The organism is Brucella thiophenivorans (assembly GCF_002252445.1).
GTDB lineage: Bacteria > Pseudomonadota > Alphaproteobacteria > Rhizobiales > Rhizobiaceae > Brucella > Brucella thiophenivorans.
On sequence record NZ_NNRJ01000019.1, the window covers coordinates 41,547 to 54,633 of the forward strand.

The window sequence follows — 13,087 nt, forward strand, 5'->3', positions numbered from 1 at the left end:
TTACTCAAACCCACTAACCATCCTCCTTATGCAACAAAAAGGAGACACCAAAAAATGTCGCAATAATAACTGGAACCCAGGCAGCAACGAATGGCGGAACGAATCCCGCATTCCCGAATGCCTTCACCAAGACCGAAACGACATAAAGCATGAAGCCAGCAACAACGCCACCCAGAATCATCGCTCCAGACTGACCAAAGCGCACAAATTTCAGAGACACTGTTGCAGCAATGAGCGTCATTGCCATCAACAGCGCGGGGAGGGCCAGAAGTGACTGGTATTGCATGTCAAATGCGTTTGCAGAATAGCCGAAAGAACGCGCAACTTCGATCTTGTGACGCAATTGCGTGAACGGAATCGTATCGGGGGTGGCAAGCTTCTCCTCGACATATTCCGGTCGTAACTGAGTTGGAATATCGAAGCTTTCCATTTTGCGCGGTTCTTCACCGCGCGAGAATCGCGTGACGTCAGTCAGTTCCCAATAACCGTCTTTGAGCTTCGCGGTGCGCGCATCGTAGCGGTTGCTGATTTTCTTCTTTTCATCGAACTGAATAAAAGTAGCATCGGCAAGAGTAGTGCCACGATCTAGAATGCTTTTGGCACCGATAATCGTTTCACCCTCATCAGTCTTTTGACGCAGCCATGGATCACGAAGGGCAGAGACATCCGTGACCTTACCGTTTTTCCACGTTGATGCAATTTCATCGGCTTTCGAAAAACCGTAGGCAGCAAACGGATTAAGAATAAAGATCGTTGCCAGACCGAACAGCAAAGCACCAAAACAAGCTGGCAGCAGAAATTGCCATGCCGAAACACCAACCGAACGTGCCACGACAAGCTCATATTTACGATTGAGCGAAATGAGTGTCGCCATGGCTGAAAATAAGGCCACAAACGGAATCATCTGCTGCATGATGAAGGGGACGCGCATTGCGGAAATGCCGAGTGCGATCCAGACCGAATAGCCGGGCAAATTAGCAAGCTTGCTGGCGTTTTCCGTAAAGTCGAGCAGCAAAGCCAGCGCGAAGATACCCAGCAAAAAATAGAATGTTATTTGCACATAACGGACAAAGAAATAGCGCCCAAGGGTCCAGCCAATCATGCGTGACCTCCTGTATCTTTGCGCAATCGTCCCATCACGCGATTATAGACGCTGGAGATTTGGTCTCTTAACCGATCAAGGCCATCCAGAATACGATCATTCCATTTGTCTGGCAGCCCGATACGACGTCCCATGACAAGTGCATAACCAGTAAGCAGGATCACACCCAGCGGTATGAGATACATCACAACGATATAAGTTTCGTCCTTGTCCGCGCGATCTGCGGAGAAATATCCGGCCCAATAGACAAGCAATGCAGTGCTGATCGCCGAGAAGGACGCTGATACACGCGCTTCACGGTGCGAGCGGGAGTCCCCTGCATAAGCGAGCGCAATCATTGCAAAAACCACCGGATAAAGCCATTCCGACAAGCGGCGATGCAACTCTGCTTTGTAGCGCAAAGGCCGAGTTTGCAGAATCGGATCGTTGGGGTCGGGGTTGAGCAGATAAGAGAGCGGACGATCCTTGGCATAAATAACGAAATCATCGCCAGCTGATGTGAACTGGCTCAGATCAAATGCATAGGAATTGAATTTGATGATTGAAACCGTTCCATCAGTAACATCGCGGCGCTGAACTTCGCCATCCTTCATCAGCAACATATCGCCAGCCGGCGTGGTGGCAATGTTGCCGTCCGCTGCATAATAAATCAGATCAAGCGTCGGGTCGCGGGAATCGGCGATGAACAGACCGCCAATGCTGCCATCTGAACGGCGCTCTGCGATCTGGATATAAAGATTATCGGCAAGTTTGCGGAAATTACCTTCCTGCACCACGACATTGAGCATATCCGCGCTCGCATTCGCGATCATTGCGCGCATGTTCATGCGCGCATAGGGATCGACATAGTTCGCGACCAGAAATGATACGACCGAGATAATAGCCGCGAGCATCAATATAGGACGCATGACTGCACTGCGCGGTGCACCCGATGCATTGATGACGACGAGTTCGGAATCCTGGTTCATCGTCGAGAGCGTCTGCGTAATTGCAATGATCAGCGCAAAGGGCATCACGAGAGGAATTGCAGACGGGATAAGCAGCGAACTGAACTGAATGATTGTCTGAATGGACTGGCCGCTTGTGGTGAGAAAGTCCACGCGTTGAAGCACTTGTACCGTCCACGTAATGCCCACCGCAGCACCGAGTACTGCGAAGAACATGACCGCCACGCGGCGCAGGATGTACAACTCAATCAATTTCATAGGTGGAGTTTACATCCCGGTTCAGTTGAAAAAGCCCGACGCTAAAACAGAATCATGGCTCGAAAATTAATAGCTAGCCTAAACGGACTTGGCTAAAATTAGCCGAAGAAATTAGGTTAACAGAGTACTAAAGATTTTTGACTGATACCAGCGACAGTGTTTCTAAAGCCATTGGAATAATCGACGCAACCTGTTTTCATCTCTTTTCGCTGTAAGACAGATAGGTACATATCCAAAGCTCGCAAGTTTTTTATCGAGTTAACGCAAAACTGATTTTGATTGTGTATCGCGCTTGCCGTTTCGCCATATTCGTCTCACATGAGTAAGGAAAAGTCGCGACACAATCGTGTCATCTCATGGTCTGAGTTTGTTTGGAGTTGTTATGTCGAAACGTCCTTCCATTTCTTTCAGTGAATTTTCAGCGCCGCATAAAGGCGTAAGCATCGTTCTGGTTGCCAAGGGCGGCGGCTTTGCAGAAGAAGCAGGGCAGGCTGTCGGCGGCGCGGAAAAAATCGCGCGTATCATTGAAATATCTGGCTTTTCCGGGGCTTTGGGCAAAACTGCCGAAGCTATTGAAACGTCTGAAGGCGGTATCGACAAGATCGTCCTGGTGGGTGTTGGCGAACCCGGCGAACTTGGCAATGACGACTGGATCAAGATCGGCGGCGCCGCTTTTTCGCGAATCGGTAAGTCCGAGCGCGCGACGCTCACACTTGCTTTGCCTGAAACAACGATCGCCGGCGATGAAGCAGGCGACGTGGCTCTCGGCATGATTCTGCGTTCATATGAGTTCAATCGCTACAAGACCCGTAAGAATGAAGAAGCCAATGAGCCAAAGCACGCTGCCAAGGTGCAGATTCATACAGCAGATGTGCATAGCGCCAAAAGAGCGCTCGAAGTTGCTGAAGCGGTTGCGGATGGTGTGCTGAAGGCGCGCGATCTGGTCAACGAGCCTGCCAATATTCTCGGTCCTGTTGAGTTTGCAGAAGAAGCTCAGAAGCTTGAAAAGCTCGGCGTTAAGGTCGAGATTTTGGGCGAAAAGGAAATGAAGAAGCTCGGCATGGGCTCGCTATTGGGTGTGGCACAGGGCTCGGTTCGTCCGCCACGCCTCGTTATCATGGAATGGCAGGGTGCTAAATCCAAGGAAAAGCCGGTCGCATTTGTCGGCAAGGGCGTGGTGTTCGATACCGGCGGCATTTCGATCAAGCCTGCGGCGGGCATGGAAGAAATGAAGGGTGACATGGGCGGTGCTGCTGCCGTCACTGGATTGATGCGCGCACTCGCAGGTCGTAAGGCCAAGGTGAACGCAATCGGCGTTATTGGTCTTGTGGAAAACATGCCCGATGGCAACGCGCAGCGCCCCGGCGACATCGTAACTTCGATGTCGGGTCAGACGATTGAAGTCATCAACACCGATGCCGAAGGCCGTCTCGTGCTCGCCGATGCACTTCATTACACCAATGACCGCTTCAAACCGCAGTTCATCATCAATCTGGCAACGCTGACTGGTGCTGTTCTCGTAGCGCTGGGCACACATCATGCGGGTCTGTTCTCGAATGATGATGAGTTGGCAGACCAGCTCTACGAAGCTGGTCAGTCAACGGGCGAAAAGCTGTGGCGTCTGCCGCTTGGCAAAGAATACGACAAAATGATCGATTCCAAATTTGCCGATATGAAAAACAGCTCTGGCCGCTATGCCGGTGCAATCACGGCAGCACAATTCCTCAAGCGTTTCGTGGGCGACACCCCTTGGGCGCATCTGGATGTTGCAGGAACGGCAATGGCATCGCCCACCAACGAATATAGTCAGACTTGGGCGTCGGGCTATGGCGTTCGCCTTCTGGATCGTCTCGTTCGCGATAACTTCGAAAGCTGAAACGAACAAAGAAACAAAGGCGTGGGCTGAGAAGGTGAATCGCTTTCTCAGCCCAGCTAAATCCTATACAAAGAGCGCATGGCCGAAATCCTCTTTTATCACCTGACAGAATCGACTCTGGATGAAGCTCTTCCGGGCCTTGTCGAGCGTTCGCTGACACGCGGTTGGCGCGTGACCATTCAGGCATTGACCGAGGAAAGGCGTGACACTTTAGACAGTCTGCTCTGGACTTTCTCGGATGCGTCTTTTGTGGCACATGGCACCGATCAGGAACCAAACCCGGAGCTTCAGCCTGTTTTGCTGACCACTTCGCAAGTCAATCTAAATGGCGCAACGGTTCGTTTTCTTGTCGAGGGTGCAGCGCTCGAAGATGCGAGTAGCTATGATCGACTGGTTGTCATGTTCGATGGTCATAATCAGGATCAGCTTGAGCATGCCCGTACACAGTGGAAAGCCTTCAAGACGGAGAACCACGATTTGACCTATTGGCAGCAGACACCGGATCGTCGCTGGGAGCGTAAAGCCTGATGCGCGCTGTTTTCATCGCAATGATTGTCGCGGGCTTTAGTCTGGCTCTTGGTTATCCCTGGTATGTGCGACATTTCACTGGCGACGAGATTGGTCGCTGGCCGATCCTTGAAAGTCGCGAGAGCGGTTTCATCACGCAGGAAATTCCGCTTGCCGCAAGCGACGCACCGGTGCGTATCTTTCTGGATGCTATTCCATTGCCGGGCTATGTGCCTGCTGATCGGCGTTCGGCTGTAACGCTCGCGGTCAGCCGAAATGGTATGCCGGTTTTATCGCAAGGTCTCGATTTTGCATCGACCAGCAGCTCGATCAATACGGATCGTCCGCAGGATGGCAGTGTGCTTCGTCAAAGCGCAGGCGATATTGATCCGGTTCTTTCGGGCAATTACGTGTTCCGCGCCGTTCAGGGCAACACGGACGGTCTGCAACTCTCAAAAGCTGAACTCGTTCTGCGCCGTGGTGCTGACGAAGCGGATGAGACCTACACAACGATTGGGCTCGTTGTTGGCGTTCTCGGCGTTTATGCGCTAATGCGCACGCGCATTCGTCGGCGGGCTGAATAATATTTATTCAGCCATTGCATCTTCATATTCAGAAGACATTTCCAGCCATTTGTCTTCGGCTTGCGCGAGCGATGATTTAGCATCGCTCATTTCCTTGTTGATGCGGATCGCCTTCTGCGGCTCTTTTTCATAGAGAGCAGGGTCTTCCAATTGTGTTGTGAAGCCGTGAATCTGTTTCTGCAGTTTCTGCATCAAGCTCTCGGTTTCCTTGATCTTTTTGAGCAAGGGAGCCATCGTTTCACGCTTCTGTGCAGCAAGTTTGCGCTGCTCTGCTTTGTTAACCTTCGGCCCTTCGTCACGTTCTGATACCTGTTCGCCCTTGGCATCGCTAAGAACAATCTGGCGATATTCATCAAGATCGCCATCAAACGCTTTTACCCCGCCCTCACGCACAAGCCACAGACGTTCCATGGTTGCTTCGATCAGGTGGCGGTCGTGAGCGATCAGAATAACTGCGCCATTAAATGCATTGAGTGCATGAACGAGTTCTTCGCGGCTGTCGATGTCAAGATGGTTGGTCGGCTCATCAAGGATCAGCAGGTTCGGACCATGAAAAGTCGCGAGGCCCATGAGAAGACGTGCTTTTTCACCGCCGGACAAATCTCTGGCCGGTGTGAGCATCTTTTCGGTCGAAAGCCCCATCTGGGCAACGCGGGCGCGAACTTTTGCTTCCAGCTCACCTGGCATGAGCTTGCGCACATGCTCAATTGCATTGTCTTCGGGGATCAGATCATCCATCTGATGCTGCGCGAAGAAAGCGACTTTCAGGCTTGGTGACAGCGTAAGATCACCCTTTTCGGGCTGCAAGCGTCCGGCAATCAGCTTGGCGAGCGTCGACTTGCCATTACCGTTTGAACCGAGCAATGCAATGCGGTCATCATTATCGATGCGCAGCGTCACATTACGCAGGACAGGCTTGCCCGGCACATAACCGACATCGGCGTTATCCAGTGCGATAATTGGCGATGCTGTTTTCTTGTCTGCATCGGGAAACCGGAATGGCTGCACATTGCTGTCGACATAAAGCTCAATGGGTTTGAGCTTTTCCAGCGCCTTCATGCGCGATTGCGCCTGACGTGCCTTGGTTGCCTTGGCCCGGAAACGCTCCACGAAGGATTCCATATGCTTGCGGTGCGCTTCCTGCTTGGCATGGGCTTTTTGCTGAAGCTCCAGCATTTCATGGCGCTGCCGCTCGAACTGGTCGTAATTGCCGCGCCAGAAGCTGATCTTCTTCTGATCAAGATGCATGATCGATGACGTGGCAGAGTTCAACAGATCACGATCATGGCTGATGATGATAACCGTGTGCGGATAGCGCTTCACATAATCAACCAGCCACAACACGCCTTCCAGATCGAGATAGTTGGTTGGTTCGTCGAGCAGCAAGAGATCGGGTTCGGCAAACAGCACCGCTGCAAGTGCCACGCGCATCCGCCAGCCACCGGAAAAGGCGGAAGCAGGTCTGCGCTGCGCTTCGGCATTAAACCCGAGACCTGACAGGATCGCGCCCGCACGCGCTTCTGCCGAATGCGCATTAATATCGGCAAGGCGGGTATGAATTTCTGCAATGCGATGCGGATCGGAGGCAATCTCTGCTTCTTCAAGCAGCGCTGCACGCTCCTTATCCGCTTTCATGACAATTTCAATCAGCGCATCTTCTGTACCGGGAGCTTCCTGTGCCACCTGACCGATGCGCGTGTTTCGGGGCAGTGAAATACTGCCACTCTCTGACGCAAGATCGCCGGTAATAACGCGAAACAGGGTGGATTTTCCGGTGCCGTTGCGGCCAACAAAACCCGTCTTCGATCCCGCAGGCAGCGTTACGCTGGCGTGGTCGATCAGAAGGCGTCCGGCGATTCGTACGGAGATGTCGTCAAGAATAAGCATGGTGAAAAGGCTTTTGCACGGCTTCTAAATTTTCTGCAAGTATCAACTCTTAACTATCAGGCGAAACGGCGCCCCGCTTCGATGCGCTGAAACTGAATGAGATCAAGCGACGGGGCGTCTGTCCCGAGCCGCGTGAGTGCTGCATGGATTTGCCCGCGATGATGGGTTTGGTGGTTGAACAAATGGCCAAGAGCAGGAGCAAGTCGCTGGCTGATCGTGCGTACATTGGTGGCTGTCATGTAAGTGAAGCGACCCGCGAGGCGCTCAGTGCTCATGCCTTCGATATAGTTGCAGATACGATCATCTTCCGCACGGCGCAGTTTACGCAGTTTTATGAAATCGTCGGTGATGATGGCATCGAGTTCGCGCGGATGATCGCCTTCGCCGGTAAAGCGCTTCATCCAGATGCGATCAGTGACCAGCAAGTGATTGAAGGTGCGATGGATTGAACCAAAGAAAAGTCCGAGATCCAGCCGATAGTCCGGATCGCTGAGGTCGGCGGCTGCGCAATAGAGCAAGTCATTGGCCCAGCGATTGTAATGAGCGAACATTAAGAAGTGCTGTTCCATGATTTCCCCCGAGAGTATTTCCAGAAAAAGTGCGAAGCGGTTTTGCCTAGGATAAGTGCGGAAAGACAAAAAGTTAGAGTGTAGTTTGTGCCCCAAAGAGCCGCACGGCGCTTCAGTGAATCAACTGTCCCCATCTATGCAGTCAATTTTCTGCCGTCTCAAGCTGATAAGCGTGTTGGCGAGGGGCTCCCCCTTGGCAATCGGGCCTATCGACGTTATAGAGCCTCACTTTCCGAATTTTCCATCATACAAGGTGTCCTATGGCAATCGAACGTACCTTCTCCATGATCAAGCCTGATGCAACCCGCCGCAACCTGACCGGTGCGATCACCACCAAGCTTGAAGAAGCTGGTCTGCGTGTTGTTGCTTCCAAGCGCGTTTGGATGAGCACCCGTGAAGCTGAAGGCTTCTACGCTGTTCACAAAGAGCGTCCTTTCTTTGGTGAGCTGGTTGAATCCATGTCGTCGGGTCCAACCATTGTTCAGGTTCTCGAAGGCGAAAACGCCATTCTGAAGAATCGTGAAGTCATGGGCGCAACCAACCCTGCAAACGCAGACGCTGGCACAATCCGTAAGGAATTCGCTCTGTCGATCGGCGAAAACTCGGTTCACGGTTCGGATGCTCCTGAAACCGCTGCTGAAGAAATCGCTTATTGGTTCTCCGGCACCGAAATCGTTGGCTAATTGCTGAGATCACGAACGAAAAAAGCCCGGTCGCGAGACCGGGCTTTTTTTATGACATATGCAAGGGATTAAAGGCTTTGTGAAAGCCGTGCCAATTCGTCGCCACCTTCATCAATGAGAACGAGTTTGCCTGCATCAAGTTTGTATGTGCGCGTTTTACTCAGAACATCAAGGAACTTGCGCTCCTGGTTCATGAGCGCGGGGGGGCACTGCATATAGGTTGAGCCGATTTCGGCAAATGAAATACTGCTTCCCGAAATCACAGCCTTGCTCATGAAGCGATTGCAGCCGCCTGATCCGCTGGCTGTACCGTCAGAATCGACCAGTAAAGTGGTTTGTGCCGTATCGACGACGCCGCCCCCCTGTATATCTTCCGCGAGCCAATCTTTACCTTCGATCCCAATTGCAACGGCTTCGTCAGTGGCTTTTCGAACCATAACGAGCTTGAGTTCGATAGGCGCTGCGGCATCTTTTGGATCAACGGTATAACGCTCGTCATTGACGAACCATAGCGTGTCACCGGCTGCGATGCGCGCTTGAAGGGCATAAGTGTGCTGAGGTTCGACTTTGTCTGTGTCGAAGCTGATCGCAAACGGAATAGGCGAGCCCTGCGGTGCTTCGATCCGTGTCTCGCCAATTATCTTAGAGGGGGCATCAGCCAGAGAAACATCAACGAGCTGTACGATGAGGTGGGCTTCGGGAGGCAAGGCAATACGCTCACGATAGATAGCCTTGCCGCTTATTGTTTTTTCGGCAGCAATACTTGCCGTAGGCATGGACGTGGTGACAAACATTGCGGCACCACCGAGCATGCCAATGCCTGCAGTGAGCGCTGCCACGATAGAAAGTGTTTTTGTCAAACCTTTTAGCATTGCCAAATCCGAAACTTCCGCTCCCCATATTTATAATCATGCGGCTGCAAATATTTTGACGGATATTTTTGCTATCCGAATCTGCGACGCATCATAATTAATGAGGCAAACATTAAACGTTGCTTCATGTGAAAATTGTGGCGGCACGATTATTTGCCATTCATATCTCCCTATATTCTAGGGGGTTAAATAGTTAATTCGCAATTAAATGGATATTATGATATTTGCTGAATTAGAAAAAGAATTTTGCGAACGTCATCTTGGGCGCAATTAAGCCCAATCTCATCGGTTCTCCCAACGCTCTCGGCTTTGATCATCTTCTGCCTTTGATTCGACCCAGCCGCCGATTTCGCCATTAATCAGATGCTCACGTTTCCAGAACGGCGCTCCGGTTTTCATGAAATCCATGAGGAAGGATGCAGCTTCAAATGCTGCCTGACGGTGCGACGATGCGGTGACAACAAGAACAATATTTTCGCCCGGCTCAATAAGACCATAGCGATGAATGATTGAAACGCCACAGAGTGGCCAGCGAGCAATGGCTTCTTGAGCAATGCGGTGGATCTCCGCTTGCGCCATCCCCGGATAATGTTCGAGTTCAAGCGCAGACAATTTGCCGCCCTCATCGCGGCAAAGACCGGTGAAACTGACAACTGCACCTATATCCTTGCGACCATCACCGAGCTTACGGATTTCTTCGGCTATGTCGAAGTCGGCATTGCGGACATCGATGAAAAGCGGGCAGGTTTCAAATCCTGCCATTTCAGCCACCTGTCATGGGCGGGAAAAGTGCCACTTCATTGCCGTCTCTGACCAGTTCGTTATGCTCGGCATGCTCTTGATTGATGGCGGCTCGAATGACTTTTTCATGCTCAAAAGCGATTTCATACTCGTCGCCAAGCGTTTTAAGATGTGAGATGAGTTCACCAACGGTAATGGTGTCGGAAGGAAGATCGATCACTTCCTCTCCTTTGCCGATATTCTCACGCACCCAGGCGAAATAGACGAGCTTTACGCGCATATTCATCAATCCATGACATGTTTAAGGCCTGCACGGAAATAATCCCAACCGGTGTAAAGCGTCAGGATTGCAGAAATCCAAAGCAATGTAATGCCGATTTCGGTCGTGTAAGGCAGGACTTTTTCCCCTGCAGGACCGGCAAGCAGGAATGCAAGTGCAACCATCTGTGCGGTGGTTTTCCATTTTGCAAGCTGCGAAACTGGAACGCTCACTTTGAGTTCGGCAAGATATTCACGCAGACCTGAAACAAGAATTTCACGGCAGAGAATGATAATTGCTGCCCACAGGCTCCAGCCCGCAATGGTCTTTGCAGGATCGGCCGCTAGCAAAAGAAGACAGGTGGAAACCAGCAGCTTATCTGCAATCGGATCGAGCATGCGCCCAATCGTTGAGGTCTGTTTCCAGGCCCGTGCGAGATAGCCATCGAAAAAGTCTGTAATGCTTGCGAAGACAAAAATTCCCAATGCAGACCAACGCGCAAAATCACTGGAATGAAGGCGACCTTCGATGAAAAAGCACAGTGCGACCAGAGGCACCGCCAGAATTCTCACGTAAGTCAGGATGTTTGGCAAAGAAAGAGTGTGATTGTTACGCATTGTTCCGCCGCATTCGTTGTAGGTGCACATCAACAGGGATGGCATAGAAAATCAACACCTGCTCATGTGTTCTTTCGGGACGTAATGACGCCTGTGGAGGAATAGTTGCCCAAACCCGGACAAAATTACGTCATCGGTCATGAAAATGATCGTGAATCGTGCGCGCGATGGCTTCTGATATGCCATCAATCTGCATCAGGTCTTCAATCGCCGCTCTCGATACTGCTTTGGCGGTGCCAAAATGATGGAGCAGCGCCCGTTTGCGCGTTGGGCCGATTCCCGAAATTTCATCCAGCGGGTTTGCAACGAAATCTTTTTTGCGCCGTGCGCGATGTGTGCCGATGGCGAACCGATGCGCTTCATCGCGCATACGCTGAATGAAATAGAGTACAGGATCGCGCGGCGGCAGCGTGAAAGCCTGTTTGCCTTCAACGAAAAAGCGTTCACGTCCGGCCTCGCGATCCACACCCTTGGCGATACCAATCGACGTTACCAGATGATTGATACCCAATTCGGAAAGAATCTGACGTACTGCTCCGACCTGTCCCTGACCACCATCGATAAGAATGACATCAGGCCATGAAGGGAAAGCATCGTTGGTTTCGGTGTCGCTTACAGGGTCTGGCGCGCCGTGTTCCTTCACCAGTCGAGAAAACCGGCGTTCAATCACTTCGCGCATCATGCCAAAATCGTCGCCGGGCGTGATGTCCGTCGATTTGATATTGAACTTGCGATACTGATTCTTCACAAAACCTTCCGGCCCTGCAACGATCATGCCGCCGACTGCATTCGTGCCCATAATATGCGAGTTGTCATAAACTTCGATGCGTCGCGGCACATTGGCAAGACCAAACGTTTCCGCCAGACCTTTGAGTAGCCGTGTTTGCGAGGATGTTTCTGCGAGCCTGCGCCCCAATGCTTCGCGGGCATTGGTCAATGCATGGTCGACCAGCTCTTTCTTTTCGCCACGCTGCGGCACATTCACCTGTACACGATAATTGGCGCGGGTAGATAAGGCATCCGCAAGAAGTGTCTGATCTTCAACGCTTTCTGAAAGCAGAACCAGCTTCGGGCACGGCTTGTCATCGTAGAACTGCGACAGGAAGGCGCCTAGCACTTCCGCAGGCCCGAGCGAGCTGTCGGCTTTGGGGAAATAGGCGCGGTTGCCCCAGTTCTGACCGGTGCGGAAGAAGAAAACCTGAATACAGGTCATGCCACCTTCCTGATGGATTGCGAAAACATCGGCTTCTTCCACCGTCTGCGGATTGATGCCCTGATGCGATTGCACATGCGAAAGTGCGGAAAGCCGGTCGCGATAAACGGCGGCATGTTCAAAATCGAGATCAGCAGATGCCGCCTGCATAGCTTTGGCAAGATGATCTTTGACGTTCTGGCTTTTGCCGGAAAGGAAGGCTTTGGCCTCGCTCACAAGCTCTGCATAATCCTCATCGCTGATCTCATGCGTGCATGGACCCGAACAGCGTTTGATCTGGTAAAGTAAGCAAGGACGGGTGCGGCTTTCAAACACCGAATCTGTGCAGGTGCGCAGCAAAAATGCACGCTGAAGTGCATTGATGGTGCGTGTCACCGCGCCACCCGATGCAAATGGACCGAAATATTCACCCTTGCGTGAGCGTGCGCCACGATGTTTGAAAATGCCTGGCGCGCGATGGTTTCCCGTCAACAGAATATAGGGGAACGACTTATCGTCACGTAAAAGCACATTAAAACGCGGGCGCAAGCGCTTGATGAGGTTAGCTTCAAGCAGCAGTGCTTCGGTTTCCGTGCGCGTGACAACAAATTCCATCGTCACCGTGTCGCTGATCATGCGTGTGATGCGATTGGAATGACCAATACCGCGCGCATAATTGGAAACGCGTTTTTTCAGACTGCGCGCTTTGCCGACATAAAGCACATCGCCAGAACTGTTGAACATGCGATAGACGCCGGGATTGTTTGGCAGATGTTTGACGAAGGCATTGATGATGTCGGCGCCGCTTAAGCCCTTTGTATCCGGCAGACCCTCTGAGGAATCCCACTGTATCGAATCGGCGGCAGAAGCAACAGGTACGATCTCCTCCAGATCGTCATCATCATCCATCTCCACATCGCCGACAATAATGCCAGCCACGTACTGCTCATCATCTGATGGCAGGTGTGAGACATCATCATTGGGTTTGCCTGG

13 protein-coding genes are annotated in these 13,087 nt (G+C 51.8%); 4 read left to right on the top strand and 9 right to left on the bottom strand.

Annotated elements, in window-relative coordinates:
• Positions 1 to 13 precede the first annotated feature (13 nt).
• Positions 14 to 1,102 (bottom strand): LPS export ABC transporter permease LptG, encoded by a 1,089-nt coding sequence (gene lptG, locus CEV31_RS09660; protein ID WP_094506867.1) that lies wholly within the window; start codon positions 1,100 to 1,102, stop codon positions 14 to 16.
• The gene (lptF, locus tag CEV31_RS09665) at positions 1,099 to 2,307 is read right to left on the bottom strand and encodes an LPS export ABC transporter permease LptF (RefSeq protein WP_094506868.1); all 1,209 of its coding nucleotides are present in this window, start codon (positions 2,305 to 2,307) and stop codon (positions 1,099 to 1,101) included. The genes lptG and lptF overlap by 4 nt, the downstream gene beginning before the upstream one ends.
• 382 nt (positions 2,308 to 2,689) lie before the next feature.
• Here lptF and CEV31_RS09670 point away from each other — a divergent pair, with 382 nt between their 5' ends.
• From CEV31_RS09670 to bspB, 3 genes are all read left to right on the top strand, one after another.
• Positions 2,690 to 4,183 (top strand): leucyl aminopeptidase, encoded by a 1,494-nt coding sequence (locus tag CEV31_RS09670; protein WP_094506869.1) that lies wholly within the window; start codon positions 2,690 to 2,692, stop codon positions 4,181 to 4,183.
• 78 nt (positions 4,184 to 4,261) lie between these two features.
• On the top strand, positions 4,262 to 4,711 hold the full coding sequence (locus tag CEV31_RS09675) for a DNA polymerase III subunit chi (protein ID WP_094506870.1): 450 nt from the start codon (positions 4,262 to 4,264) through the stop codon (positions 4,709 to 4,711).
• Entirely contained in the window at positions 4,711 to 5,274 is a 564-nt protein-coding gene (gene bspB, locus CEV31_RS09680; protein WP_094506871.1) for a type IV secretion system effector BspB, read from the top strand. The genes CEV31_RS09675 and bspB overlap by 1 nt, the downstream gene beginning before the upstream one ends.
• Positions 5,275 to 5,277: 3 nt before the next feature.
• On the opposite strand, the gene CEV31_RS09685 is transcribed toward bspB, so the two are convergent.
• Both CEV31_RS09685 and CEV31_RS09690 read right to left on the bottom strand, forming a co-directional pair.
• Entirely contained in the window at positions 5,278 to 7,161 is a 1,884-nt protein-coding gene (locus CEV31_RS09685) for an ABC-F family ATP-binding cassette domain-containing protein (RefSeq protein ID WP_094506872.1), read from the bottom strand.
• A 56-nt stretch (positions 7,162 to 7,217) separates the two neighbouring features.
• Positions 7,218 to 7,730, bottom strand: a complete 513-nt coding sequence (locus CEV31_RS09690) for a DinB family protein (protein ID WP_094506873.1) — start codon at positions 7,728 to 7,730, stop codon at positions 7,218 to 7,220.
• Positions 7,731 to 7,990: 260 nt separating this feature from the next.
• Here CEV31_RS09690 and ndk point away from each other — a divergent pair, with 260 nt between their 5' ends.
• Positions 7,991 to 8,413: a nucleoside-diphosphate kinase gene (ndk, locus tag CEV31_RS09695; protein WP_094506874.1), complete on the top strand. Its 423-nt coding sequence runs from the start codon at positions 7,991 to 7,993 to the stop codon at positions 8,411 to 8,413.
• Positions 8,414 to 8,481: 68 nt separating this feature from the next.
• Here the strand turns inward: ndk and CEV31_RS09700 are convergent, their stop codons facing one another.
• The 5 genes from CEV31_RS09700 to uvrC all read right to left on the bottom strand — a co-directional run bounded on the left by CEV31_RS09700 (position 8,482) and on the right by uvrC (position 13,003).
• Positions 8,482 to 9,285 (bottom strand): META domain-containing protein, encoded by an 804-nt coding sequence (locus CEV31_RS09700; RefSeq protein WP_094506875.1) that lies wholly within the window; start codon positions 9,283 to 9,285, stop codon positions 8,482 to 8,484.
• A 282-nt stretch (positions 9,286 to 9,567) separates the two neighbouring features.
• Positions 9,568 to 10,047: a molybdenum cofactor biosynthesis protein MoaE gene (locus tag CEV31_RS09705; protein WP_094506876.1), complete on the bottom strand. Its 480-nt coding sequence runs from the start codon at positions 10,045 to 10,047 to the stop codon at positions 9,568 to 9,570.
• Position 10,048: 1 nt separating this feature from the next.
• Positions 10,049 to 10,306 carry a molybdopterin converting factor subunit 1 gene (gene moaD, locus CEV31_RS09710; protein ID WP_094507294.1) on the bottom strand — a complete coding sequence of 86 codons (258 nt, stop codon included), beginning with the start codon at positions 10,304 to 10,306 and terminating at the stop codon, positions 10,049 to 10,051.
• 5 nt (positions 10,307 to 10,311) lie between these two features.
• On the bottom strand, positions 10,312 to 10,902 hold the full coding sequence (gene pgsA / locus CEV31_RS09715; protein WP_094507295.1) for a CDP-diacylglycerol--glycerol-3-phosphate 3-phosphatidyltransferase: 591 nt from the start codon (positions 10,900 to 10,902) through the stop codon (positions 10,312 to 10,314).
• Positions 10,903 to 11,032: 130 nt separating this feature from the next.
• The gene (gene uvrC, locus CEV31_RS09720) at positions 11,033 to 13,003 is read right to left on the bottom strand and encodes an excinuclease ABC subunit UvrC (protein ID WP_094507296.1); all 1,971 of its coding nucleotides are present in this window, start codon (positions 13,001 to 13,003) and stop codon (positions 11,033 to 11,035) included.
• Positions 13,004 to 13,087: the final 84 nt, after the last annotated feature.

Coding starts and splice junctions, on each gene's coding strand:
- lptG (WP_094506867.1), bottom strand. CDS start 1,102: ATGATTGGCTGGACCCTTGGGCGCTATTTCTTTGTCCGTTATGTGCAA.
- lptF (WP_094506868.1), bottom strand. CDS start 2,307: ATGAAATTGATTGAGTTGTACATCCTGCGCCGCGTGGCGGTCATGTTC.
- CEV31_RS09670 (WP_094506869.1), top strand. CDS start 2,690: ATGTCGAAACGTCCTTCCATTTCTTTCAGTGAATTTTCAGCGCCGCAT.
- CEV31_RS09675 (WP_094506870.1), top strand. CDS start 4,262: ATGGCCGAAATCCTCTTTTATCACCTGACAGAATCGACTCTGGATGAA.
- bspB (WP_094506871.1), top strand. CDS start 4,711: ATGCGCGCTGTTTTCATCGCAATGATTGTCGCGGGCTTTAGTCTGGCT.
- CEV31_RS09685 (WP_094506872.1), bottom strand. CDS start 7,161: ATGCTTATTCTTGACGACATCTCCGTACGAATCGCCGGACGCCTTCTG.
- CEV31_RS09690 (WP_094506873.1), bottom strand. CDS start 7,730: ATGGAACAGCACTTCTTAATGTTCGCTCATTACAATCGCTGGGCCAAT.
- ndk (WP_094506874.1), top strand. CDS start 7,991: ATGGCAATCGAACGTACCTTCTCCATGATCAAGCCTGATGCAACCCGC.
- CEV31_RS09700 (WP_094506875.1), bottom strand. CDS start 9,285: ATGCTAAAAGGTTTGACAAAAACACTTTCTATCGTGGCAGCGCTCACT.
- CEV31_RS09705 (WP_094506876.1), bottom strand. CDS start 10,047: ATGGCAGGATTTGAAACCTGCCCGCTTTTCATCGATGTCCGCAATGCC.
- moaD (WP_094507294.1), bottom strand. CDS start 10,306: ATGCGCGTAAAGCTCGTCTATTTCGCCTGGGTGCGTGAGAATATCGGC.
- pgsA (WP_094507295.1), bottom strand. CDS start 10,902: ATGCGTAACAATCACACTCTTTCTTTGCCAAACATCCTGACTTACGTG.
- uvrC (WP_094507296.1), bottom strand. CDS start 13,003: ATGGATGATGATGACGATCTGGAGGAGATCGTACCTGTTGCTTCTGCC.